Source organism: Paenarthrobacter sp. 10L420, from assembly GCF_056395385.1.
Window position 1 is genome coordinate 1 of the sequence record NZ_JBFTJK010000012.1, and the last position, 22,756, is coordinate 22,756.

Here is a 22,756-nt window from a genome sequence, read left to right on the forward strand (position 1 = left end):
ACATCGAAGGCTGGTACAACCGCCGCCGTCCCAACCGCAGGGCCGGCGGCATCCCACCAGCCGCCGCCCACGAAAACCACCACAACCGCGCCCAGGAACCCCTGGCCGCCTAACACCAACGAAACTGTCTCAAAAACTTGACGAGCGCAATCGGTGGAAAACGCCCGGGATGTGAGAGAAGGATGGTTGTGCGGTTGGTGTTAGGGGAAGAGGGGACGCGGGCCTCCCCAGGAGTCGGCCATGGTCCAGGCGTCGAAGCTCGCCAAGCTGACAGTGCCCTCTGCGGCTGTCAGGGTCACGCGCTCGCCGCCCAGAGTCGGGTAAACCCTGGCCGTGAGCGGCTTGCCATTGGCGAAAATCTCGACGGCGGACCGGTCCACCAGGACGCGCAGGCGCACGCGTCCGCCGGGCATCGGGACGGGGCCGGACTTGTCCTCCACATCCACGTCAGCGTCAAGGCTGCTCCGGGTGCGGTCGAGCCGGAGGATGCCGTTTTCGCCCTCAAGAGAGCGGCTGACTTCGATGACCGTCTCCTCATCGCCGTCCCCGGAACCCAGAATGCCCAGTCGCAGCACCGCACCCGGTGCCAACTGCGCGTCCAGCTCAAGGTCCAACTGGTTCCCTGAGACACCGGTATCCATAGGCGTACCGCCCCCGACGAGCACTTTGCCCGGTACGCTTACGTGGTTCCGGCGGAGCTTCTCAACCTCAGGAACCGGGGCAAACTCTAGTGTTCCGTCATCGGCCAAAGTCGTGACGCGCGGCAGGCTCATCACGCCCGACCACCCTGCCTCCACCATGGCAGCATCGCTGCGGCCTTCCTGCATCCAGCCGAACATGATGCGCCGGCCTGATTCATCCTCGAACGATTGAGGGGCGTAGAAGAACCGCCCACCATAGTCGAGCCGGTGCAGGGCAGCGGGTTCGAAGGTGTCCCCTGAGTAGCGCCCGGTCCAGTACAACGGGTGACGGGTGTCGCCGTCGTCCCAGGCAGAGAAAACCAACACGTCAGGATGGGTTGCCTCATCAAGGCCGGCAACAGAACCCAAAGCACCCTCACCCGCCCTGAACAGGTCCACGCATTCCCACATGGTCCCGGTCCAGTCGGTATCTGCAGGGTCGCCTTGGGATGCGTCGCCAATGAACAAAGGACCCACATAGGTCCACGAACGAAGATCCGAGGATTCATACAAGAACGCCGTCCCACCACGCCCTCGAATGCCCGAGCCAACCAACTGCCGCCAGGTGGCGCCCTCGCGCCACACGCAGTGGTCCCTGTAGGCGGTGATGTCGACGCCGGCCGGAGGGGCGGCGATCACCGGGTTTTCGGGCACTTTAGTCCACGTCATGAGGTCAGCAGAGCCTACGGCAACGCAGGCCAGTTCACGCTCGTCAGCTCGTCCGGAGTAGACCAACGTGGGCGTACCGCCGTCGTTCACCAACACACCGGACCAGCAACCGTCCACATCCGGACCCGCCGTCGGTTCCAAAGCAATTGGCTGGTCCGTCCAGGTGATCAGGTCAGTGCTGGTGGCATGACCCCACTGGATGCGGTGGTGGAACGCGCCCTCCGGGTTGTACTGATAGAAGAGGTGGTAGACGCCGTTCCACTGGCTCACGCCATTGGGATCGTTGAGCCAGCCAGCCGGGGAAACGAAGTGGAAGCGAGGCCGGAGAGGATCGGCTTCAGCGCGGGCAACCAGCTCGTCACGCGGAACGGTGGCGAGCGGGTGGGTCAGTTCAGTCATGCGGAAGCCTTCTTGTCAGTCTTTTCGGTCGCCAGGGGTTCAGTCGTCGCAGCCGATACAGCCTCAGCCGGTTCAGTAGCCAGCGCATGTCCGCCCGCTCCGGCCCGCGGCCGGTAGAGGTGGCAGCGCACCCAGTGGCGGTTTGCGGCATCGCCCACCTGATGGCGTACAGGTTCGGAAGCGGAGCAGGCCTGGTTCGGGTCGCCGTCGAAAGCGCAGCCCGTGGAAGCCATGACGGCCTGCCGCAGTTCAGCGCGGCGGACAGGATCGTAGGAACCTGCGCGTGCCGGGTCCGGAACGGCCGACACCAAGAGTTGCGTGTAGGGGTGGGCCGGGTTGGCCAGCAGGTCCAGGGACTCCCCCTCCTCCACGAGTTCGCCGGCAAACATCACCGCGGTGCGGTCGGCCAGGTAGCGTGCCGACGCGAGGTCGTGGGTGATGTAGAGCATGGAAATGCCTTGCTCGTCGCGGAGTTTCCGCATCAGATTCAGCACGCCGATCCGCACTGACACGTCCAACATGGAGGTGGGTTCGTCAGCCAGGATGACCTCCGGCTCCACGGCGAGCGCACGGGCGATCGCGACGCGCTGGCGCTGCCCACCCGAGAGTTCGTGCGGGTAGGAGTTGAGCATGTCCGCCTGCAGGCCAACGGTGGTCATGAGTTCTTCAAGCCGGCGCTGCGTCTCGGACTCCGAACCGCCCTTCCCGTGGATGGCCAAGGACCTCCGCAGGAAGTGCTCGATCCTGTGGGCCGGATTCAGGGAACCGAACGGATCCTGGAAGACCATCTGCAGTTGTGACCGGAAGGCACGTGACGCTTGGAACCGGTCGCGCTTGAGGACGTCGACGCCGTCAACCAGGATCGCGCCGGAGCTCGGCTTTTCGAGCCGGGCAACACAGCGGGCCAGGGTGCTCTTGCCGGAACCGGACTCCCCCACGAGTGCCACGATTTCACCGCGGCCAATGGTGAGGTCCACGCCGTGCAGGGCGCGTACGGACTGCCGGGAGAACAGGCCTCCGATGGGGAACGACTTGCCCAGACCGCGGACTTCCAAGGCTGGCGTTTGGGAAGCACCGGCGTGGCGCGCCGAACCTTCGATCGCAGGGGACAGTGACGTAGTGGACACGGCAGAGTGGCTCATCGTGCGACTCCTTCCAGGATTGCGGGATCGACCGTGGAACCACCGGCAACCGTTGACGCGCCGGGCACCGCAGCGGCGGAAGCATCAAACGGGGCCACCAGATGGCCGGGCGCCACTTCGGTGAGGTCCGGGATGTTCCGGAACTTCACGCCGTCGGGCAGTCCTGTGAGCGGAACTCGAGGACCGGTGAGCGGCGGGAACGCACCCATGAGAGCCTGTGTATAGGGGTGGCGCGGGTTCGCGTAAACGTCTTGCGCCTTCGCGGTTTCCACAATCCGGCCGCCGTACATCACGGCCATGCGGTGCGATAGCTCCACCATGAGGGACATGTCGTGCGTAATGAAGAGGACGGAGAACCCGAGTTCGCGCTGGAGTTCCTTGATTTGGGCCATGATTTCCTGCTGCACCACAACGTCCAGTGCAGTAGTTGGCTCGTCCAGGATCAGCAGTGACGGCTTGAGGGCGACGGCCATGGCAATCACGGCGCGCTGCCTCATGCCACCGGAGAGCTGGTGGGGGTAGGACTTGAGGCGCGCGGGGTCGATCCTCACGAGTTCCAGCAGGTCGCCCGCCCGGCGGAGGGATTCCTTGCGCGAGTAACCGGCGTGGGTGGTGAAGATGTCCACGATCTGCTCGCCGATGGTCAGCACGGGGTTGAGCGAATTCATGGCCGACTGGAACACCATGGCCACGTCCTGCCACCGGAAGCGCCGCAGTTCCTCCGAGCTCATGGCCAGGACGTCCTTGCCGCCAAAGGAGATGCTGCCCCCGGCGATCTTGGCCGGGTCCTTCAGGAGCCGCATGATCGAGTTGGCGATGGTCGACTTCCCACAGCCCGATTCGCCAGCCAGCCCGAACACCTCACCGGTGCCGATGCTGAAGGAAACGCGGTCGACGGCGGTGGTTGAGCGGGTATCGCCCACGTACTTTACGGTGAGGTTCTTGACGTCCAGGACGGGCTCGTGGGAGCCGAAGGAGACTTGGGAGACAGTCACTTGGCGGCGCTCCTTTCGGTGGTTGCAGGGGTCTTAGGTGTTTTGATCTTCCGCAGCCGCGGGTTCGTGACCTCGTCCACGGCGTAGTTGATAAGTGCCAGCGCGAACGCGACCAAGGCGATGCAGACACCGGAGGGCACAAAGACCCACCAGCTACCGGTCAGCAGGGCGCCTTCATTGCCGGCCCAGAAGAGGTTGTTGCCCCACGAGACCGTGCTGACGTCGCCCAGGCCCAGGAACTCCAGGCCAGCCTGGGCTCCGATGCCGTAGATAACGCAGGCCAGCAGCGTGCCCATGACGATCGATGCCATGTTCGGCAGGATTTCGCGGAACATGATCCGGCCCGCCCGTTCACCGGACACCACGGCTGCGGCCACGAAGTCCTTGGAACGGATGGACAATGCCTGCGAGCGCAGCACGCGTGCCGAACCGGCCCATCCCGTGACCACGAGTACCAAGATCACTGTGCCAAGGCCCGGTGGCAGAAAGGCGGCCAGGATGACGAGCAATGGCAGGCCGGGGAGGAGCAGGAAGACGTTGGTGACCAAGGAGAGTGCTTCGTCGATGAATTTGCCGAAGTAGGCCGAAGCAAGGCCCACCAGGATGCCGACGAACGTCGACGCGAAGCCTACAGTCAGGCCGACGAACAGGGAACTCCGCGAGCCGTGGACGGTCAGTGCGAGCACGTCCTGTCCCTTGGCGGTGGTGCCCAGCCAATGCTCTGGGGAGGGTTCCAAGGAGGCCATCCCAGTGATGCGCGATGGGTCGCCAGGGAAGAGCACGGGCGCCAGCAACGCAAGCGCGATGAACACGAACATCACGGCCATGCCCAGCATGGCCTTCTTGTTGGTGAGGAGTCCGTGGACGAAGCTGCGGTTGGGCTTGCGGACAGCCGGGGTTGGAGTTGGCTGCTTCAGAAGTGCGGTTGTCATGATCTTTCCTCTAGTTGCTGCGCACGCGCGGGTCGAGGCGGACGTAGAGGATGTCCACCAGGAAGTTCGCCAGCAGCACGGCTGCGGTGATGGTCAGGAACAGGCCCTGCATGAGGGGGTAGTCCAGGCCTTGGACGGCGTTGAGGAGTTGGTAGCCCACGCCGGGATACGCGAACACCACTTCCGTGAGCAGGGCACCGCCCACGACGAATCCGAGTCCCATGCCGAAGCTCGTGACGGACGGCAGCATCGCATTCCGGGCGGCGTACCGGAGCATGATGCGGCCTGGACGGAGCCCCTTGGCCTCGGCCATGGTGATGTAGTCCTCGGAGTTCGTGGCGATCATGGTGTTGCGCATGCCCAACATCCAGCCACCAATGGAAACCAGTACGATCGTCAGCGCCGGCAGCACGAGGTGCGCACCGACGTCGCCGATGAACTCGGAGGTAAACCCGGGTTCCAAACCATCGGTGAACGCGTGGCGGATCGGGAACCAACCCAGCACCACGCCGAACAGGTACAGCGCACCCATCGCGAGCCAGAAGTACGGGAACGAGCCGATGAACACGAGCACCGGCGGCAGTGCCGAGTCGATCGCGCCGCCCCTCCGCCAAGCGGCCAGGATGCCCAGCAGGTTACCCACGACGGCGGCAATCACCAGCGCGGTTCCGCCCAGCAGGAGGGTCCATCCGATCTGGGAGGAGATGACCTCTGTGACCGGTGTTGGGAAGCGGGAGATGGAGACGCCCATCTGGCCCGTGAAGATGTTGTGCATGTAGTCGACGTATTGCTCCCAAATGGGCCGATCGTCCACGCCAAGAAGCTTGCGCAGGGCCTCGATCTGTTCGGGCTGCATTCTGTCCTGGGAGCGGGCAAACATGCGGGAGACGGGGTCGCCGGGCATGAAGCGCGGGAGCAGGAAATTCAGGGTGATGGATGCCCAGAAGGCGATCAGGTAGAAACCCAGGCGGCGCAGGATAAAGCGCACGGTTTCCCTCCATTCGGGAATTACGGAAAGTTTGGGGGCACGCCCGGCGGGAGCTACCGGGTGGCGGTTGCCAGTTGGCGGCTCGCCGCCGGGCGTGCAGTGTGAGGCCCGTTGGGACTACATTCAGGCGAATGGGCCCACGCCGCCCGGGTTCCCTGGCCGAAGCGCAGCGAGGTTAGGGCGGCGGTGGGGACTACTTACGCGGTTCCAGCGTGGTCAGCACCAGGACTGTGGTGGGTGACCGTACTGAGAGGGTTGCGTATGGGTTGCCTTCGGTGGGCCAGCCGGTGAAGCGGGTGTCATTGAAGGCGCCCCATTCCGGACCGGAGAACAGCGGCACCAGCGGTGCGACGTCGTTGTACTCTTCCTGGAGCTTGTTGGCGATGTCCTTCTGCTTGGACTCGTCGGACTCTGCTGCGAAGTCGGCCAGCAGGGCATCAGCCTTGGTGTCACCGAAGCGGTGGTAGTTATCGAACGTCTTGGTTCCCACCGGCTTCACGGTTGCCGTGCCCATGGAGGTGTTGAAGTACTTGTACGGGCTGGGGTCGTTGGCGCTCCAGACGATGCCGGAATCGAAATCGCCCGTCTCGTAACCCGCAACCACCGCAGCCCAGTCCGGGGAGTCAACCTTGGCCGTGACGCCAACCTCGGCGAGGTTCTGCGAAATCACGTTGGCTACTGAAAGCCAGTCGGAAGACGAGGCGCCCACGGAGATCTTGAACTCGAACGGCGAGCCGTCCTTCAGCTTGCGCTTGCCATCAGCACCCTTGGCGTAGCCGGCCTTGTCCAGCAGGTCGTTGGCCTTCTGCACATCCAGCTTGGTCCAGGTGCAGTTGTCCTTGACCTCGGAGTTCTTCCACTTCTCGTAGTTGCCGGAAAGGCCAGTGCAGTCGGCAGGCTTGGCGTAGCCGCTCATGCCGATCTTGGTGACCTGGTCGCGGTCAACGGCCATGCTCAGTGCCTTGCGCACATCAACATCGTTGAAGGGAGCCTTGGCGGTGTTGAGCTGCCAGTTGATCATGGCGCCCGTTGCCGGGAACCAGTACTGGCGGTGTTCCTTGTCCTTGGAAACGAACGTCTTTTCGATGTTCGGGATGTACTGCGGGGCCCAGTCGACGTCCCCGTTCGCAGCGGCGAGATTGGCGCCGTCGTTCCCTGCAAAAGCGAGCATCTTGATGCCGGCGATCTTCTGCTTTTCCGGCTGCCAGTAATTAGGGTTCTTCTTCAGAACGAAGGACTGGGCCTGGAAGCTGTCCACTTCCGTGTAGGGGCCGGTGCCCACGGGCTTGGCGTTGGCATCCTTCTCCGGGTCCGCCAGCGCGGACCAGATGTGCTTGGGCAGGATGCTGAGCTGTCCGACGTCGTAAAGTGCCGGCGACCACGGCTTATTGAAGTTGAACGTGACCTTGTTGGTTCCCTCGGCGGTCACGCTATCCAGGTACTCATAGCCACCCTTGATCTTCTTCTGAAGCTCAAAGGTGTAAGCCACGTCGTCAGCCACGAAGGGCTGGCCATCGGACCATTTCACGCCGTCACGCAAAGTGAAGGTGATCGATTTGCCGTCGTCGGCTGCCTTCCACTCAGTTGCCAGCCACGGCACCGTGTCTCCCTTGGCCGGGTTGAAGATCAGCAAGGACTCGTAAATGGACTGCTGGACCATCGGGTTGACGGTGGGCGCGAACGGGTTGAAGTTCTGCACGAACGTGCCCATGTCCTCACGCGGAATGGTGAGGAACGCGCTCGCGTTTGCTGCGGCGTCCGTGCCGGCGGTCTTGTTGACGGTGGCGGCACAGCCGGTCAGCAGCATCGCGCCCACCGCCAGTCCGGCCGCCGTGATGCGGGCAGACCTCAGGAATCGGGGTTGTGTCATGATGGTTATCTCTTTCCTATCTTCATCGTCCAAGGTGAAGGGGTGGGTAAGGGGTTTGCTCTTCGAGGTTGATTTCGCGGTCAGACCGAAGAGCGTTCTAGCAGCGGACAGTCGACCAATTGCTGGTCGGCAATGATCGGCTGTCCTGCTGTAAGAGCGGCGAGCGTCTGGACTCCCAGGGCTCCCATTTTTTGGAACGGCAAGGCAACGGTGGTCAGCTTTGGCCTCAGATAGGCCGCAATCAGCTCCTGGTTGTCGAAGCCGATCACGGCGATGTCTCCGGGGATGGTCAGCCCCCGTTCTTTGATGGCGTCGTACGCGCCCATCGCCATGCGGTCATTGAGGCAGAACAGTGCGGTTGGCCTGTCCTCCTCCGAATAGCGGTCCAGGATTTCGCAGGCGGCCTCGTAGCCGCCGTCGGCCGTTGCGTATCCGGACACCACCAGTTCCGGGTCCAGCTCCAGCCCGGCTTTGGCGAGTGCTTCGCGGGCACCCTGCAAACGTCCGACTGCTGCAGGAATGACCGGGTCAAGGTTGATGATTCCGATCCGCGTGTGGCCGGCTTGGAGCAAACGTTCGACGGCGACCCTGCCACCCGCACGCTCGTCAGGGACGATCGAGGGCAGCTTTCCGTCCGCGTCGAAGCAGTTGATCAAGACGGTTGGTACTTCGTTGGCACTCTGCGGAACATGCACGCCCCGGTGAAAGGTGGCTGCGTAGAGAAGTCCTTCCACTCGTTGTTCCAGCAGCTTGTCGATGGCGGCATCTTCCAAGCCCTTGTTGGGTCCTACGGCATCGGCCTGGTCGGAGGGCGCGATGAGGAGGAACCGACGGTCAAGCCAGGCTTGGTCCTGGGCTCCTTTGATGATGTCGACGGCGAACGGTGCCGTCACGATCTCGGTGACAAGCCCGTACCAATCACTGCGCTGGGATGCCAGCGCCCGTGCTCCGGCGTTCGGGCGGTAGCCCAGTGCCTGCACGGCATCGTTAATACGGGTGCGGGTTTCCTCGGAGATGCTGGCATTTTCGCGGTTGCTCAGCACGAACGAGACTGCGGTCCGGGAGACGCCGGCGTGCTTGGCGACGTCATTCATGGTGACTCCCCGCTGCCGCACAGCCGCAGCTTTGTTGGGGGTGGTGCTTTTCGCCATTGAATGCTCCGGGGTCTTGGTTCTGGTTGGTTCTGGTTGGGGATACTTTTGGTAACGCGCGTTACTTGCAACGTGTGATTTAGGTTACGCGCGTTACCTGTTTCCTGTCAACGTCTTCTTTTTATCCGCCCGCGCCCTGTCCCGCCCGACTCGACGACCCGCTGCGCACAAGACGACTCCTACCGTCTAGCACGCAGCGAACCATCGAATCGGGCCAATCCACCCTCGTCCAGCGCAGCCACCAGCCAGCACCGCGCTAGGCTTCTGCCATGGCATTGATAGCTCCCCGCGTGACAGCCGGCCTTCCCGCCGACGACGCCCGGAATCTGGCACGCTCCCTCCAGGACAGCAACGACATCACAGTGTTCGTCGATGGCACGGTCCACCGCCTGCCCGATCAGGCGAGGGACGCCGTCGTCGATCTTCTTGCGAGGCTGAGCCGCGGCGAAACTGTCACGGTCAGCAGTGTCGAGGAAATGCTCACGACGTCGCAGGCGGCGGAACTCGCAGGCATCTCCCACACGTATCTGCGCAATATGACCGACCGCGGGGAAATCCCTGTGGAATACCGCGGCACGCATCGGCGAATCCGCCAGGCTGCGATCATGGAATGGCTGGAAACCCAGAAGCGCAAGCAGGCCGAGACCTCCGCGGGAAATGACGCTCCGAACGACTAAAGCGTCGGAGTGATAAGGATCAAGCAACGATCCCAGCCAACGGGCCAGCACCTGATTAGGCCGGGGTTACGCTTGTTTGGTGGGCAATTTCAAAGGGTGGCATATAGTGGCCGGGGTGGCCGCAATGGCCCTTGCCGCACCCTTGGGATCGGCCATGGGATTGAACTTCGTAGCCACCTTCATGTTTGCCTGCGTTGTCTTCGTGGCGGTCGCCATGTGGACAGAATCCAAGATCGCCCGACGCCGGGAAGCGGCTGATGCTGCGGCCGCCCCTGACGCTTCGCGTGCGGCTGGCGACCCCACTGAGTCCGACGACGTCACCCGGGACTAGGTTCCGGGAGTCGGATTTGGAACCCACTTCAGCATGCGGCACCTCTTCCTTCTCTAGCAGGGGCGGGCTGACAACACTTGAGGGAGTTGAGTGGTTGCCGCCAGCCACTCTGCAAGATCCCGGTCCAGAATCCGAGCCAACTTCAGACAAGCCTCATGCCCCTGCTCTGCAGTGAGCCTCTGACGCTGCCCAGGTAGGGGAAAACCCGCTACGAACGGCTCATGGTGGGCAGCACGGTTCCGTACAGCATGAACCATTGCCACAACGCCTAGGGTCCAAGACCTCGTGAATCGTTCGCCATCTGCGGCAGCCACGGTCCTGCCGCCGCGGAATGCCTTATTCAGGCACGAGTTCCATAGATTTTCATGAGACATGTGAAATCTTTGCGGTTCTCTGCCTACGTAGCCGCCTGGCTCAAGCAGACCTTTCCAGAAGCCGAACATCAGCCCAGCGATAAGATGACCAGATGTTCGTCGGTCTTGGCCCAGCTTGGACCACGCTTCGGCCAACTTACTCCGGCTAGGGCCATCAAGGCCTATGTCGTTCGCATACCATAATCGACCAAAGACAGTGTCCAGCTGCTTGGCCATCGCATTCCTCAGAGCTACCTCGACGATTGCAATATCAGCAAGAAGTGCGATCGCCACGTCGCGGTCCCAGACATAGAGCCGCCTGGCCAGCGACGCATCGTGGGAGGCAGCAGCCGCGTAAGTTGCCATCCGGACAGACGTAATTGCCTCATCGAGAGCTCGGTTGTGAGCACCGTTGGACCATGTTTCAAGATTGGCCAAGTCCTCATGCTCCTTGCTAGGCTGAGTGCGAAGTCCCCGGACCCGCCTCTCTGGACCAGAGCCATGATGCGGCCGGGGTTATTTCTTTGAATTGCCAGTCTAAGCACGTGATTTGCCTGGCCTTCCTCAGATCCGGGTTTATCCACAGGAGGGCTACCGCGGCGCTGTGTATGATCTGCAACCGCGCCGCGAATTTCCCATCTGCCAGCTCCTCCCTTACAGGAAGCCTCGGGCGCTATTCTCAACAAACAGGCAAGAAGAGCTATGGAGTCGCAGGGCTATCCAAAGCACAATTGAGAACCGGAGGTTCGGGAGCTGACGACGCTACTATCTGCCGACGTCGAGGCCTGCGGGCTGACCGGCCGGATTCTTTGGATGGATGGAACGGCACCGCCGCGGCCGGGCGGCCATGCCAAACCCGAGCCTGTCGAATCCGGGGACCCAAGGGAGCCCGCTTACATTCTCATCCACGGTATCGGCGTTTCGCACCGCTACCTGGCCAGGCTTCATGCCGTCCTCGCCGCCAGCGTCCCCACCTATTCGCTGGATCTTCCAGGTTTTGCCGGGACTCCGAAACCCGGCCGGCAACTGTCCGTTGAGGACTATGGCGCATTCATTGCTGAGGCACTTAAGGCGTGCGGCATCGATTCGTACATTCTGGTGGGGCATTCCATGGGCGTGCAATTCGCTATCGAAGCGGCCCTCCACGAGCCCGAATGCGCCCAGCAACTGGTGCTCATGGGCCCCGTAGTGGACTCCCGGCACAAGAACGTGGCCCGGCAGTCGCTGGCCCTGTTCCTGGATGGCCTACTTCGCGAAAGCCCGTCGTCCAACTGGATTGTGATCACCGACTACCTGCAATGTGGGCCGCGCTGGTACCTCACGGAGCTGCCCGTGATGATGAAGTACCCCACCGAGAAGCAGTTGGCCAAAGTGCGGACTCCCGTGCTGGTGCTCCGAGGGAGCCGCGATCACGTAGCCGGGCCGGACTGGGCTCTTCGCCTCTCGCGGGCAATTCCTCAAGGGCGGCTGGTCGAGATCCCGGGCGTGGGCCATGTTGCACAGCACATGCGGCCCAAGGCCGTGGCGGACGCTATCAGGAGCTTTGTCGCGGCGACGTCCCGGCAGAGTTAGGCGTCCCGCCGGAGTCAGGCACTAGTGCACGACGGCGAATCCCGGCATGGGTGCCCCTTGTTGGGTTTGCGATCTGGAGACTAGGCTGGCCGGGCAAGCACAATAGTAAGTTTGCTTAGGAAGGGCGACCATGACCAGCTATGACCCAGAGGACGATCCCCGGACCTTCGGCGTCTCGGGCGCAGCCGAGCCGGACGACACCGCGGGCGACACTGCCGGCGATCCGGATGATGTCCACACCGACCCAGACATGCGCCAGGACGAAGAGGACGATCCCGCAGCTTCCGCCAACCCCGACCCCTTGGATGGCAACGTCACGGGACTCGAACCGGGGGGCGGCGTACCCCCGGGCGAAACCCCGCCTGCCGAGGACAGCATGAGCAGCGACCAGGGGCACGAAGAGTAGGTCGTCGCCAAGCCGCTGTTACGTTGTTGGGCAACAACGTAACAGCGGTTCAACAACGGAGAACCACAACCGAGGAGCCCGAGGCTACGGCAGTCTCAGGATCTCCCCGAGGTCATAATCAGCTGGCTCCTCCAGTTGTGAGTAAGTGCAGCTCTCCGGAGTCCGGTCCGGCCGCCACCGACGAAACTGGGTGGTGTGCCGGAACCGCTCGCCCTCCATGTAGTCGTAGGCAACCTCAATGACGAGTTCCGGCAGGAGGGGAACAAAGGAGAAGTCCTTGCCGGCGCTCCACCGGCTCTGTGCGCCGGGCATTCGGGAACCCGTAGCCGCGGCATCTCCTTGATCGGCCCACTGACCCCAGGGATGTTCGCTGAACTCCGTCTGGTACGGCTCGAGTTCGGCCACCAGGCTTTCGCGCTTGGCCATGGGAAATGAAGCCACCACCCCCACGTGCTGCAGCTGGCCGGCGTCGTTATACAGCCCGAGCAGCATCGACCCCACAACCTTTCCCGTTTTGTGCCAGCGGAATCCAGCCACCACACAGTCCGCGGTCCGTTCATGCTTGGTCTTGAACATGACGCGCTTATTCGGCTGGTACGTCCCTCCGAGCGGTTTGGAAAGTATGCCGTCGAGCCCAGCCCCCTCCAGCTTCACGAACCACTCCTGCGCTTGATCAAGTTCCGTCACCGCCGGCGTTACGTACACGGGCGCCTCAGCCCTGGCGAGCGCCTTCTCCAAGGCGGTTCGACGCTCGGAAAACGGCTTGTCCATGAGGTTCTCCCCGCCCAGGGCAAGGATGTCGAATCCGATGAAGGAGGACGGTGTCTTTTCGGCAAGCATCCGCACACGGCTATCGGCAGGATGGATGCGCTGCTGAAGGCCCTCGAAATCGAGCCTGCTGTCAGCTATGAGGACGATCTCGCCGTCGATCACGCATTTGTCCGGAAGGTTCTTCTGAAGGGCTTCCACCAACTCGGGAAAGTACCGCGTCATGGGACGTTCGTTGCGGCTGCCCAGGATGATCTCGTCACCATCTTTGAAAACGATGGTCCTGAACCCGTCCCACTTCGGCTCAAAGTGGCCTACATCAGGGATCGAAGGAACGGACTTGGCAAGCATGGGCGAAATGGGCGGCATCACTGGGAGGTCCATACGACTATGTTCTACCTGCCAGCCGCGGCGGAAGCTAGTCTTGGGCGATGGATATCTTGGCCGTTCTAGTGGCTGTACTGGCAGCACCTGCCCTCATTGCGGCCCTTTGGTTCTGGGTCTCGCGCCAGAACAGCAAGGGGAAAGTCCGGCGCGGCGCCGCGGGTGGGATCCTGGGCGTGACGGACGAAATTTTCCGACCCGAGACCCATTACGCACACCAAATCCAAAGGATCCAGCTCGAGTTGCCAGCCCCGGCTCCGGCCCCGGAGCCTAAGTCCTAACGGACCTTCGCGCTGGAAGGCGTCCCGCCCGTTACATTAATGTGACTTTACTATGGCGCTCATGTACGGTCTAAGAGCGACCCGTATCTCCGCTGGGCCGCTTCCGGGTTGACGCCGAGCTCTGCCGCAAACCGGGATCCGCCAGACTAGCGGCAGAGACGGGGGACCCAGAGTTCCCGGGCCTGATTTTCCATGGGCCCTTGGGGTGAAGCCGCCATGTGCGGCCGGACGGCCTCGTCCGAACCCGACAGCTAACCTCGCAGGCGTTGAGAGGCAACCACCATGTCCCCAACCATGGATCAGCCGCGCCGCGCCCAAATAGCGCGCGAGCGTACCCAACCAACCGGACGCCGTCGGGCCCAACCCAGCGGATCCTCCACCAGCACGCCGGAAGCAGAAACAGGTTTTACAAGCACGACGCCGGAACCCGCCACTGCTCCTGTTCCCACCCCTGCGGCACCCACCACGCGCGCAGCCGCTCGCGCGGCAGAGCGTGAACGGGCAGCCCAAGCTGTAATCGCTCCTGAAACAGCTCCGGCAGAAACAGCACCGGCGGACTCTGCCCCAGTAGACTCCGCTGCTCTGGAGCCGGCTACGGCTGCGATTCCAACAGTTCCGGCGCCCACGCCGCTCGCTCCCGAACCGGCTGCAGATCCCGAGCCCGCCACCGCTGCCATTCCAATGGTGGCTGCTGCTGCACCCACCCCCGCCGCGCACGAACCCGAGCCCGCCACCGCTGCCATTCCGATAGTGCAGGCGCCCACGCCCGGCACTGGGGATCCGGTCACAGCCGAAATTCCGACCGTTGCCGCCCCTCTTCCCACACCTGCGGCTCCGGCGTTCCCTGCTTCGCCGGCGGAGTCAAAGAGCCCTGCCCAGCTCGCGGCAGCCGCCACCGCCGCAGCTGGTCTCGCAAGCCGGAAAGCCCTTCGTGCCCAGGCATCCGGTAGCGGGACAGCCCCTTCCGCGACAACGGCTGCCGAGTCCCCGACGGGCGTTGCCCCCACGTTTGGAGCGTCGTCCTTCAGCCACGAACCACACGCAGTCCTCACCAAGGCCGCCTCGGTCAAGACAATGGGCCAGCGCATGGCAGTCGTCGCTGGGGCATTGGGCCTGGTATTGACCGTTGGCACCATGAGCCAGGCCTTCGAGCTTCCCTTCTTCGGGCAGGAAACACCGGCTCAGGAAGCCAGTGACGCAAAGACGGGTGGCGACAGCAGGCAGTCAACCTCGGCCACCCCCGCACCCAGCTCGTCCAGCTCCACTGCATCAGCTTCGTCGGCGACCAGCGAGGCCGGACAGCCGGCAACTGTTGCAACGCAGTCGTCAGAAGAGGCACCTGCTCAGGGGTCGTCGTCGTCACTTCCGACTCCGCAAGTTTCACTCGCGGATCCTGTTTGGGTCCCTTCGTCGGCCCCGTCGGCTGTTGTCCCTGTGCCGGGCGTGACAACTCCTGTCCCAACCCAGCCGGCCCCGAGCCCGGTTCCCTCGGACACGGTTACCACCCCACCCGCCACAACGACGCCCAGTCCCACGGTTACTCCGACACCTACTCCAACCCAGACTCAGGCACCGAAGCCAAAGCCAACCGGAAATCCAAATGCCACCACGCCGTCAAGTGGTTCAGCCTTGGACCTGGACGGCATACTTGACGGCGCCACAGGGATCTTGAAGTGAGCACGCAACTTCCCAGGACCAGCAAGCACGTCGGATGGCACGGCCGGTACTGCAGCAGCAGCCGCACTGCCACCTTCCGCAATCGGATGGGCCGTTGGAGCTGCCAACGGCTGCGTCGGGCCTAAGGAATCACAGCTACAGCAATCACGGCAACAAGATGAGGCAGGCACCCGGGTGCCTGCCTCATCTGTTCCGTCTCGCTTTGTGTTTCGTGTGGCTCCTGTTCCTGGCATGGCGTTTCTAGCCAAGCAGCCACGCGACGATGACCAACGCCCCGATGCAAAGCACGGTGGTGCAGAGGATGACATCCCTGGCCATTGTCATTCCGCGTCCGTAAGGAGAAGCGAAGAGGAAGACGTTCTGGGCGGTTGGAAGGGCGGCCATGATGACGCTGGCCAACAGGTGCTGCCCGTCCAAGCCGAACACAAAGCGTCCCAGCACCCAGACCACCAGGGGCATGCCTGCCACCTTCAAGGTGGTTGCCACCACGGTCTCCACACGGCCATCGCCCCTTTGGAGAGGTGCCTTACCTGCCAGCGATATGCCAAAAGCCAGCAGAACCATAGGCACGGCAGCGCCGGCGAGCATGTCAATGGGTTTCTGGACGAGCTCCGGAGCATCCCACCCCGTCAGAGCCATCACCGCCCCTAGCCCCGAGGCGATAATCATGGGATTGGACAAGGGCTGCAACAACATTCGTTTCCACGAGATTTTTGTACCACCTGCCACGCCCAGGACGCTGAGGTAGAAGGGCGCCATAATCAGGAGTTGAACCAGAAGGACTGGAGCAACATGCTGCGCCGTGCCCACTGCATACAACGAGACAGGAATGCCAATGTTGTTCGCGTTGGCGTAACTACTGGCCATGGCACCAACTGCCGTTTCGGCGACCGGCCGCCTGAAGAACATGAAGCTCAACAAACAATAAAGAAGGCCTATAACGGCTGCTGACAGGAGTGCCAGAGGGGCATCGACCCCGAGTGCGGCACGGATATCGCTTTCACCTACCACCGTGAACAGCAGCGCAGGATTGGTGATGTAGAAGGCCGTTCGAGTCAGTGCGCTTTGGACATCAGGGGCCAGCACTTTGTAGCGGGCGGCGAAATATCCCACCGCGATGACCGAAGCGACGATGAGGATCCCCGAGACAACGCCGCCCACCGTGCTCCTAAAAATTGTTGAGAAACCGCTTTCTCAGCGTAGGGGACGCCTGCGTGGGTGTCCACTTTGGCCGTTCCGCAACACTCGTTCCCCAACACGCGTTCCACAACACTTGGCGACTCACCGGCTCGGCACCCGCTAGATCCGGGGGCGCGAGGCCCACCGCTGGGCCTTCAGTGCAGCATGCAGCTCGAGCCGGATCCCACCGCTCAACGGATCAGCTCCGATGAGTTGGCGGATCCGGCCAAGGCGGTTGTAGATGCTACTCCTGTGCAGGTGAAGTTTCGCCGCGACGTCCTGCACGGAGCTGTCGTTGTCGTAGAGCAGTTCCAGCACGGGCAGGAGTTCGCCGTTCTTATCCTGGTCCTCCAAAGTGCGGAAATGAACCGAGCCCGTGTCATCCCAGCCGCCCGGTGCTTGAAGACGATCGAAGAGTTGATAAACGCCCACCGCCCGGCTTTCCACCAGCTCCCCAAGGGGCGGATCCACGGCTGCGGCCTGTGCTGCCACTTTGGATTGCCTGTAGGCCCCTGCCAATTGCCGGATGACTTGGAACGGCTCGCTGATGCCCAAGATCACACGGTCCACCGCGCGGCCCGCCCGCTTAGCGAGCTCCAATTGATAGTGCACCAGGACCTGGGCGTGGTCCGCCCGGCCTCCGGATTCCCGGAACAGAACGACCGAATGCGTCTCCGTCCCTGCGCTGAATAACGCGGCGTTGACACCAATGGTGGACTGCAACGCTGCTGTCCGGTGGGTTAGCGTTGCAGCAATGGGGTCGACGTCGGCTCCCCCACCATCCGCGTCCAGGACGGTCACCAGTTGCCACGGGCCGCGGCCCTGGATCTCCTTCCAACCGGCCACCGCTGCCACTGCGTTCGACTCCCCGGCACAGGCGGCCAGGAACTCCTGCTCCCGCCTCCTTCGGAACTCTGATTCGGCCGTGTTGGAATCGAGCAGCAAACCAGCCAACAAGTCCAGTTCGTCACGCACGCCGGGCAATTCGGCGAGTATCGCCGTCGCGGTTTGCTCCTCAAGGTCCTGCTGCACCCACAAGTAGCCCACCCGAAAACCCCGCACCAGCAGCGGGACGCAAACCCGGCCGAGCATGCCCAGCTCGTCGTTCGCCGGAACAACAACCGGGCGCACCGCCGTCGAGATGCCGTGCGAGAGCTGCCAAGCACTGACATCGCTTGGCACGCGTTTGCTCAGGAGGAAGTTCACCCGGACGCGGTCGGCGTGGGATTGGTTGGAACTGTATGCGAGGAGGACGCCGTCGAGGTCCTCCAGGGACAGCCCCCTGCCCAGCTTGAGGGCCACACGTTCAACGATCTCCTCGACGTCCTGCTGCATCCAGAAAGCGTACCAACATCAGGCGACACCTGACGCTCTTGTACTCGACAAATGTCGAGCTGGTTTGAAGAAGATCCTTGAATTTACGGGGTTTTCACGTCTGCTGGCCTGGAGGATCATGTCGCCTGCCTCACAGCCGGATTTATTCTGGAATCACAGCCCGCAGCAAATATCCGGCCGAAAAAGCCGCTAACGATGGAGCCAGCAAATGATCATCGGCGTCCCTAAAGAAATCAAGAACAACGAGTTCCGCGTAGCCATCACGGCCGCAGGTGTCCACGAGTTCCGCACTCACGGACACACCGTTCTGGTTGAGCGGGGAGCGGGCTTGGGCTCTGGCATCACGGACGAGGAATACTCGATCGCGGGCGCCGAAATCGTTGCCGACGCGGACGACGTCTGGGGCCGGGCCGACATGGTTATGAAGGTCAAGGAACCCATCAAGGCCGAGTACCACCGCTTCCGCAAGGGCCTGATCCTCTTCACGTACCTGCACCTGGCCGCTGAGCCCGAGCTCACCGCCGAGCTCATCAACTCCGGCGTCACGGCCATCGCCTACGAAACGGTTCAGGAAGGACGCACCCTTCCGCTGCTCGCCCCGATGTCAGAGGTTGCAGGGCGCCTGTCCGTCGTGGTCGGCGCTTCCTCGCTGATGGCACCGGCCGGCGGCAAGGGCATCCTCCTTGGCGGCGTACCGGGTGTCCGTCCGGCCAAAGTTGTTGTCCTCGGTGCCGGTGTTGCCGGAACCAACGCCGCCGCCATGGCACTGGGCCTCGGTGCTGATGTCACCATCATGGACATCAACATCAACCGGCTGCGGGAACTCGACGCCCTCTACCAGGGCCGCTTGAAGACCGTGGCATCCAACGCCTACGAGATCGAGAAGTCAGTTGTCGACGCAGATCTCGTGATCGGTTCCGTCCTGATCCCCGGTGCCAAGGCGCCCAAGCTCGTCACCAACGAACTTGTGTCCCGAATGAAGCCGGGCTCTGTCCTTGTAGACATCGCCGTCGACCAGGGCGGTTGCTTCGAGGACACGCACCCCACCACCCATCAGGAACCGACGTACAAGGTCCACAACTCGATCTTCTACTGCGTTGCCAACATGCCTGGCGCTGTTCCCAACACCTCCACGTACGCACTGACCAACGTCACCCTGCGCTACGCCGTGGCACTGGCCAACCTGGGCGTCAAGGCCGCATTCGACCGCGACCCCGCCCTGGCCGCCGGCCTCAACATCGCTGCAGGCCACGTGGCACACCACTCGGTTTCGGAGGCGCACAACCTGCCCCTCGTGGCCGACTGGCACAGCGTGGTTACCGCCTAGGCTTTGCCCTGGCGTTGACTAGTCGCTGACCCGCTGTTTCGTCGCTGCCCAGCGACGAAACAGCGGGTTTTCCACGTTCTGGGCATTGGTGAGCGTCAACGGGCTCTCTAGCCGTTGCCGGGAGTGACTGGTTCCTCAGGGACAACGTGAGTGGGGACCGGCACGGGGATATCCGACTGCCGAAGGGTCGGCGGGGTTACGTTGGGCGCCTCGATGCCCGGAGGCGTGATGGGTGCAGCGGGAGTCGGGATGCTGATGTTGCCGGGCTGACCATTTCCGGGGATCTTCGGTGTTTCGGGCATTCCCCCGTTGGGAGCCTTGGGTTCATTAGGGTGTCCTGACGCTCCGTTGGTGCCGTCTTGAGACTCCTGGCTGGGGTTGGCAGTTTTCCCGGTCGGCGTGTTGCCCGCTGGGTTGTGACCGGATGGGTAAGGGTACGCCGGAGTCACAGTGCGGCCACGCTCCTCTTCCGAGGGGGAACCAGGATTCTGCCTTGATCCATTGCCTGATCCGGGCGTTAGCTGCGAAACTACCGAGCCGATGGTGGAGCCGAGGTGTTGGAAAGCTCCCGGGATGCCGCCCTCGGAAGCGGCTGCAGCCGTAGCACCGCCCGCCAATGACACTGCCACAGCGAACCCGGCGATCGCAGCACGGCGCTTACGACGACGGCGGGCCGCGAGTTCGTCAGTAGTCGTTGAGTCTGCAAGGGTTGAGTCAGTGGGCGTTGGGTCAGTGGGCCCTTGGACTGACGTAAGTATCGCCGTCGGTGCACCTGCCACCGCGGAGGTGACGTCCGCCGTCGTGCTTCTGCTGCTGGCAGCCGGGTCGCTGATCATCAACGCACGGACGGCCGCGGAGGGCGTCGGAGGGGTGCTGGCGAGGGAGCGCAGTTCAAGAAGTTCGGCACGGATGTCGAGGGCGTCGTCGAGTCCGGAATCGGCCAACAGGCGGTCAACAGCCTGCTCACCTGTATTACCGTCGGTTGGACCGGTCCGCCGTCCGGCCGGGGTGATGTGTTCACTCATGGTGTGCCATTCCTTCGTAGTGCACTTTTCCTCAGTGCACTCAATGCCCTGCGCTGCAGTTGTTTTATTGCACCTTGGGATTTGCCCATGATGGCCGCCGTTTCTTCCACGGAGAGGTCAGCCACCACCCTCAATGCCAGGACCTCGCGATAATCCGCGGCGAGGTCCTCCAGAAGTTCCGTGACACCCAGGCTGCCGCGGCCAAATGCCTGGTCTTCTGCCGAGGGCGCCCGCCGCGCGTCCAGCTCTGCCTCGTATGGAGCTGAATCCGGGGTCCGTTCGCGCTTGCGATAATGGTCCACCATGCGCGCGTGGGCGATCGAGAACAGCAGGGTCCTGGCGCCTTGGAGACCGCCCTCCAGGTCCGGCAGCTTCGGATACAGGGCAAGGAAGACGTCCTGCGTGACGGCTTCAGGATCGTCCACACCACGGGCGCGGAGGTAACCGAAAACGGGCCCTGAAAACTGGTTGTAGGCATCGGTGAAGAGCAGAGCGGGATCGTCCTCGTCCGTCTGCACATATTCATCAGCTAGTGGGTTTAGCACCCGTGGATGCCTCCATCCCGCGCAGCGCAGCGGCCTCTTTGGAGCACCGTCCCCGGTTGTTTTCCGGGCTCAGGACATCCATTGCCACTGCGGTCTGTTACGTACTCCGCCGTCCGTAAAGTGGTGGGGCTCCTCGGTCCAAGCCAAGGAGCCCCACCCTTAAACCGTAACCGCTGGGTCTTTAGCGGACCGAATCGAGGCCTGCACCCGGGGCGGCGGGAACATCGGTGGGCACCTGCGTCGGCAGCGCGGGGGCGGCCGGTGCTGCAGGGACGGCCGGTGTTGCGGGGACAGCCGGGGCGCCGTCCGTTCCCGGAACGGCCGGGACAGCCGGAACGGCAGGCACCTTGGATGCAACCGAAGCGTTCGCGTTCGCGTTTGCGGAGCCGTCAGCCTTCAGACCGGCAGCCTTGCCGGCGTCGACTACGGCCTGGCAGTGCGATTCAACGTTGGCTTCGCCGCCTGCGGCCACCACGATGGACTGGAAACCCGGCACCTTGGTGTCAGCCTTGAGTCCACCATGGATAAAGGCGGTGCAGAGACCGAATGCTTCAGGGGTTGTAGCGAGGGTGTCTTCAGCCTTGGACTTCGCAGCGTCAACAGCGTCGGTTGCCTTGTCTTCGCCAGCCTTGGCAGCGTCGGTTGCCTTCGCCTGGGCGGTCTCGACGGCGTCAGTCGCCTTGGCCTGGCCAGCCTCAGCAGCGTCAGCTGCCTTCGTGGCGAGGGGAGCAGGTGCGCCGACGAGGTCGTGGGCGCTCTGCTGGATTTCGGTGGGAAGCGCGCCATTGAAGGCAGCGACACCGGTTCCGCCGGCAGCTACAGCTCCGGCAGCCAGGACGCCCGCGGCGACTTTGCTGGTGGCAAGGACAGTGAACAAGGACATAAAAGCCTCCGACAAACGATGTGGGGATTGCCCCGGCAGCGTTTGAGTCGCTGCCGGATGATCAGCGTGCGGACGTGGCCCGCACTCCCTCTACATCGTTCCGGGCAGGGTTGAGGTTACGTCTTCCCCAAAATATTTTTCCTGGCCGCGGCACGTGCCTGTTCGATCAGCTTCAGCACTTCCACTGAGTCAGCCGGATCCACAGGTGCGGAACGCGCGGATGCCGCACCGCCGTCGTCGATCTTTTCGGCGAGGAGGCGATAGAACTCCGCGTAGGCGCCGCGCTCGGTGGTGATGGTTCGGCGCTGCCCGTCCAATTCAAGAGTCCCGTAGTTTTCGGCAGGCTCGACGCCGTACTCAGGATCGTTAGGCAGCCCACCGCCCAGAACAAAAGGCTCCTGCGGATCGGTGCCGAACTTTACAAAGCCGCCCTTCGTGCCCAGCACACGGAAACGCGGTCCATAGAGGTGGCTGTTGAGGTTCAGGGTCACGTGGCTGACCACGCCGGATTGGTGCTGAAGCGCGATGAAGACGTCGTCGTCGGCCTTCTCCTGCGGACGTCGTGCCAAGATCTCGGCATAGGTAACGTGCGCCGGTCCGAAGAACTGGACGGCCAAGTCCAGCACGTGTGCACCGAGGTCGAAGAGGACCCCACCGCCATCCTCGGCAGTAGCGCTTGCCTTCCAGGCTTTGGCGATCTCCGGTGCCCAGCGCTCCATCCCCGCTTCAAATCTCGTCACGGTACCCAGAGTCCCGGCGTCGAGCAGCTTCGTCAGGGTGAGCGCGTCTCCGTCCCAGCGGCGGTTTTGGTAGACAGTGAGAACGCGGCCTGCTTGCGCGGCGAGTTGGATCAGCTCCTCACCTTGCTCGCTGTGGACAACAAACGGCTTATCGACGACGACGTCGAGCCCGGCTTCCAGCGCGGCTTTCGCCAGCGGATAGTGGGTCGCAGGCGGTGTGCCAAGGACGACGAGATCCAGTTCGTCGGCCAGTGCCAGGATGTCCTGCGGCGTGTTGACTATCTTGGCCTGCGGGTACCGTTCAGCCGCCTTTGCCTGCCTTTGGGCGTCGGATGTGGCAATGAGGGCAAGCTCATACGAAGTGTTGCTCGCAATGAAGGGCGCATGGAACACGCTGCCCGATAACCCAAAACCTGCGATGGCGGTACGGATCGGCCTGGAAGTCAT

21 protein-coding genes and 1 riboswitch are annotated in these 22,756 nt (G+C 63.0%); of the genes, 7 read left to right on the plus strand and 14 right to left on the minus strand.

Going from position 1 to position 22,756, the window contains the following annotated elements:
- Positions 1 to 200 precede the first annotated feature (200 nt).
- From AC1DD5_RS16660 to AC1DD5_RS16690, 7 genes are all read right to left on the minus strand, one after another.
- Positions 201 to 1,748, minus strand: coding sequence for a glycoside hydrolase family 32 protein (locus tag AC1DD5_RS16660; RefSeq protein ID WP_477522148.1), 1,548 nt, complete (start codon positions 1,746 to 1,748; stop codon positions 201 to 203).
- Positions 1,745 to 2,890, minus strand: a complete 1,146-nt coding sequence (locus tag AC1DD5_RS16665) for an oligopeptide/dipeptide ABC transporter ATP-binding protein (RefSeq protein ID WP_477522149.1) — start codon at positions 2,888 to 2,890, stop codon at positions 1,745 to 1,747. The genes AC1DD5_RS16660 and AC1DD5_RS16665 overlap by 4 nt, the downstream gene beginning before the upstream one ends.
- Positions 2,887 to 3,885: an ABC transporter ATP-binding protein gene (locus AC1DD5_RS16670; RefSeq protein ID WP_477522150.1), complete on the minus strand. Its 999-nt coding sequence runs from the start codon at positions 3,883 to 3,885 to the stop codon at positions 2,887 to 2,889. Before AC1DD5_RS16670 ends, AC1DD5_RS16665 begins: the two co-directional genes overlap by 4 nt.
- Positions 3,882 to 4,817 carry an ABC transporter permease gene (locus AC1DD5_RS16675; protein WP_477522151.1) on the minus strand — a complete coding sequence of 312 codons (936 nt, stop codon included), beginning with the start codon at positions 4,815 to 4,817 and terminating at the stop codon, positions 3,882 to 3,884. The genes AC1DD5_RS16670 and AC1DD5_RS16675 overlap by 4 nt, the downstream gene beginning before the upstream one ends.
- A 10-nt stretch (positions 4,818 to 4,827) precedes the next feature.
- Positions 4,828 to 5,805: an ABC transporter permease gene (locus tag AC1DD5_RS16680; RefSeq protein WP_477518678.1), complete on the minus strand. Its 978-nt coding sequence runs from the start codon at positions 5,803 to 5,805 to the stop codon at positions 4,828 to 4,830.
- 193 nt (positions 5,806 to 5,998) lie between these two features.
- Positions 5,999 to 7,675, minus strand: coding sequence for an ABC transporter substrate-binding protein (locus AC1DD5_RS16685; RefSeq protein ID WP_477522152.1), 1,677 nt, complete (start codon positions 7,673 to 7,675; stop codon positions 5,999 to 6,001).
- A gap of 80 nt (positions 7,676 to 7,755) precedes the next feature.
- A complete protein-coding gene (locus AC1DD5_RS16690) occupies positions 7,756 to 8,826 on the minus strand; it encodes a LacI family DNA-binding transcriptional regulator (protein ID WP_477522153.1) in 1,071 nt (356 codons plus the stop codon).
- Between the two features lie 269 nt (positions 8,827 to 9,095).
- On the opposite strand from AC1DD5_RS16690, the gene AC1DD5_RS16695 reads away from it, so the two are divergent.
- The 4 genes from AC1DD5_RS16695 (at position 9,096) to AC1DD5_RS16710 (ending at position 12,165) form a co-directional block, all read left to right on the plus strand.
- Positions 9,096 to 9,503 (plus strand): helix-turn-helix domain-containing protein, encoded by a 408-nt coding sequence (locus AC1DD5_RS16695; RefSeq protein ID WP_477522154.1) that lies wholly within the window; start codon positions 9,096 to 9,098, stop codon positions 9,501 to 9,503.
- Between the two features lie 79 nt (positions 9,504 to 9,582).
- The gene (locus tag AC1DD5_RS16700; RefSeq protein ID WP_442019151.1) at positions 9,583 to 9,834 is read left to right on the plus strand and encodes a hypothetical protein; all 252 of its coding nucleotides are present in this window, start codon (positions 9,583 to 9,585) and stop codon (positions 9,832 to 9,834) included.
- A 1,166-nt stretch (positions 9,835 to 11,000) separates the two neighbouring features.
- Positions 11,001 to 11,759 carry an alpha/beta fold hydrolase gene (locus AC1DD5_RS16705; RefSeq protein ID WP_477522155.1) on the plus strand — a complete coding sequence of 253 codons (759 nt, stop codon included), beginning with the start codon at positions 11,001 to 11,003 and terminating at the stop codon, positions 11,757 to 11,759.
- A 130-nt stretch (positions 11,760 to 11,889) separates the two neighbouring features.
- Entirely contained in the window at positions 11,890 to 12,165 is a 276-nt protein-coding gene (locus AC1DD5_RS16710) for a DUF6480 family protein (RefSeq protein ID WP_442004466.1), read from the plus strand.
- Positions 12,166 to 12,249: 84 nt separating this feature from the next.
- Here AC1DD5_RS16710 and AC1DD5_RS16715 read toward each other — a convergent pair whose 3' ends face one another.
- A complete protein-coding gene (locus AC1DD5_RS16715; protein WP_477522156.1) occupies positions 12,250 to 13,317 on the minus strand; it encodes an ATP-dependent DNA ligase in 1,068 nt (355 codons plus the stop codon).
- A 47-nt stretch (positions 13,318 to 13,364) separates the two neighbouring features.
- On the opposite strand from AC1DD5_RS16715, the gene AC1DD5_RS16720 reads away from it, so the two are divergent.
- Together AC1DD5_RS16720 and AC1DD5_RS16725 are read left to right on the plus strand one after the other, a co-directional pair.
- Positions 13,365 to 13,598 (plus strand): hypothetical protein, encoded by a 234-nt coding sequence (locus tag AC1DD5_RS16720; protein ID WP_442004464.1) that lies wholly within the window; start codon positions 13,365 to 13,367, stop codon positions 13,596 to 13,598.
- Between the two features lie 129 nt (positions 13,599 to 13,727).
- Positions 13,728 to 13,878: riboswitch (cyclic di-AMP (ydaO/yuaA leader) on the plus strand.
- Positions 13,879 to 13,880: 2 nt separating this feature from the next.
- Positions 13,881 to 15,275 (plus strand): hypothetical protein, encoded by a 1,395-nt coding sequence (locus AC1DD5_RS16725; protein ID WP_442004463.1) that lies wholly within the window; start codon positions 13,881 to 13,883, stop codon positions 15,273 to 15,275.
- A 240-nt stretch (positions 15,276 to 15,515) separates the two neighbouring features.
- Here AC1DD5_RS16725 and AC1DD5_RS16730 read toward each other — a convergent pair whose 3' ends face one another.
- Positions 15,516 to 16,436 carry an AEC family transporter gene (locus AC1DD5_RS16730; RefSeq protein WP_477522157.1) on the minus strand — a complete coding sequence of 307 codons (921 nt, stop codon included), beginning with the start codon at positions 16,434 to 16,436 and terminating at the stop codon, positions 15,516 to 15,518.
- A 138-nt stretch (positions 16,437 to 16,574) separates the two neighbouring features.
- Positions 16,575 to 17,789 (minus strand): PucR family transcriptional regulator, encoded by a 1,215-nt coding sequence (locus tag AC1DD5_RS16735; protein WP_477522158.1) that lies wholly within the window; start codon positions 17,787 to 17,789, stop codon positions 16,575 to 16,577.
- Positions 17,790 to 17,997: 208 nt separating this feature from the next.
- Between AC1DD5_RS16735 and ald the strand changes: the two genes are divergently transcribed.
- The gene (gene ald / locus AC1DD5_RS16740; protein ID WP_216926266.1) at positions 17,998 to 19,116 is read left to right on the plus strand and encodes an alanine dehydrogenase; all 1,119 of its coding nucleotides are present in this window, start codon (positions 17,998 to 18,000) and stop codon (positions 19,114 to 19,116) included.
- A gap of 107 nt (positions 19,117 to 19,223) precedes the next feature.
- On the opposite strand, the gene AC1DD5_RS16745 is transcribed toward ald, so the two are convergent.
- From AC1DD5_RS16745 to AC1DD5_RS16760, 4 genes are all read right to left on the minus strand, one after another.
- Positions 19,224 to 20,141, minus strand: a complete 918-nt coding sequence (locus AC1DD5_RS16745) for a hypothetical protein (RefSeq protein WP_477522159.1) — start codon at positions 20,139 to 20,141, stop codon at positions 19,224 to 19,226.
- Positions 20,138 to 20,686: an RNA polymerase sigma factor gene (locus tag AC1DD5_RS16750; RefSeq protein ID WP_477522160.1), complete on the minus strand. Its 549-nt coding sequence runs from the start codon at positions 20,684 to 20,686 to the stop codon at positions 20,138 to 20,140. Before AC1DD5_RS16750 ends, AC1DD5_RS16745 begins: the two co-directional genes overlap by 4 nt.
- Before the next feature lie 181 nt (positions 20,687 to 20,867).
- Positions 20,868 to 21,569: a hypothetical protein gene (locus AC1DD5_RS16755; RefSeq protein WP_477522161.1), complete on the minus strand. Its 702-nt coding sequence runs from the start codon at positions 21,567 to 21,569 to the stop codon at positions 20,868 to 20,870.
- Positions 21,570 to 21,685: 116 nt separating this feature from the next.
- The gene (locus tag AC1DD5_RS16760) at positions 21,686 to 22,756 is read right to left on the minus strand and encodes a Gfo/Idh/MocA family protein (protein WP_477522162.1); all 1,071 of its coding nucleotides are present in this window, start codon (positions 22,754 to 22,756) and stop codon (positions 21,686 to 21,688) included.

What these genes read in the sequence shown, in the direction of transcription:
- AC1DD5_RS16660 (WP_477522148.1), bottom strand. Translation starts at nt 1,748, where the DNA reads ATGACTGAACTGACCCACCCGCTCGCCACCGTTCCGCGTGACGAGCTG.
- AC1DD5_RS16665 (WP_477522149.1), bottom strand. Translation starts at nt 2,890, where the DNA reads ATGAGCCACTCTGCCGTGTCCACTACGTCACTGTCCCCTGCGATCGAA.
- AC1DD5_RS16675 (WP_477522151.1), bottom strand. Translation starts at nt 4,817, where the DNA reads ATGACAACCGCACTTCTGAAGCAGCCAACTCCAACCCCGGCTGTCCGC.
- AC1DD5_RS16685 (WP_477522152.1), bottom strand. Translation starts at nt 7,675, where the DNA reads ATGACACAACCCCGATTCCTGAGGTCTGCCCGCATCACGGCGGCCGGA.
- AC1DD5_RS16690 (WP_477522153.1), bottom strand. Translation starts at nt 8,826, where the DNA reads ATGGCGAAAAGCACCACCCCCAACAAAGCTGCGGCTGTGCGGCAGCGG.
- AC1DD5_RS16695 (WP_477522154.1), top strand. Translation starts at nt 9,096, where the DNA reads ATGGCATTGATAGCTCCCCGCGTGACAGCCGGCCTTCCCGCCGACGAC.
- AC1DD5_RS16705 (WP_477522155.1), top strand. Translation starts at nt 11,001, where the DNA reads ATGGATGGAACGGCACCGCCGCGGCCGGGCGGCCATGCCAAACCCGAG.
- AC1DD5_RS16710 (WP_442004466.1), top strand. Translation starts at nt 11,890, where the DNA reads ATGACCAGCTATGACCCAGAGGACGATCCCCGGACCTTCGGCGTCTCG.
- AC1DD5_RS16715 (WP_477522156.1), bottom strand. Translation starts at nt 13,317, where the DNA reads ATGGACCTCCCAGTGATGCCGCCCATTTCGCCCATGCTTGCCAAGTCC.
- AC1DD5_RS16720 (WP_442004464.1), top strand. Translation starts at nt 13,365, where the DNA reads ATGGATATCTTGGCCGTTCTAGTGGCTGTACTGGCAGCACCTGCCCTC.
- AC1DD5_RS16725 (WP_442004463.1), top strand. Translation starts at nt 13,881, where the DNA reads ATGTCCCCAACCATGGATCAGCCGCGCCGCGCCCAAATAGCGCGCGAG.
- AC1DD5_RS16735 (WP_477522158.1), bottom strand. Translation starts at nt 17,789, where the DNA reads ATGCAGCAGGACGTCGAGGAGATCGTTGAACGTGTGGCCCTCAAGCTG.
- ald (WP_216926266.1), top strand. Translation starts at nt 17,998, where the DNA reads ATGATCATCGGCGTCCCTAAAGAAATCAAGAACAACGAGTTCCGCGTA.
- AC1DD5_RS16745 (WP_477522159.1), bottom strand. Translation starts at nt 20,141, where the DNA reads ATGAGTGAACACATCACCCCGGCCGGACGGCGGACCGGTCCAACCGAC.
- AC1DD5_RS16755 (WP_477522161.1), bottom strand. Translation starts at nt 21,569, where the DNA reads ATGTCCTTGTTCACTGTCCTTGCCACCAGCAAAGTCGCCGCGGGCGTC.
- AC1DD5_RS16760 (WP_477522162.1), bottom strand. Translation starts at nt 22,756, where the DNA reads ATGACTTCCAGGCCGATCCGTACCGCCATCGCAGGTTTTGGGTTATCG.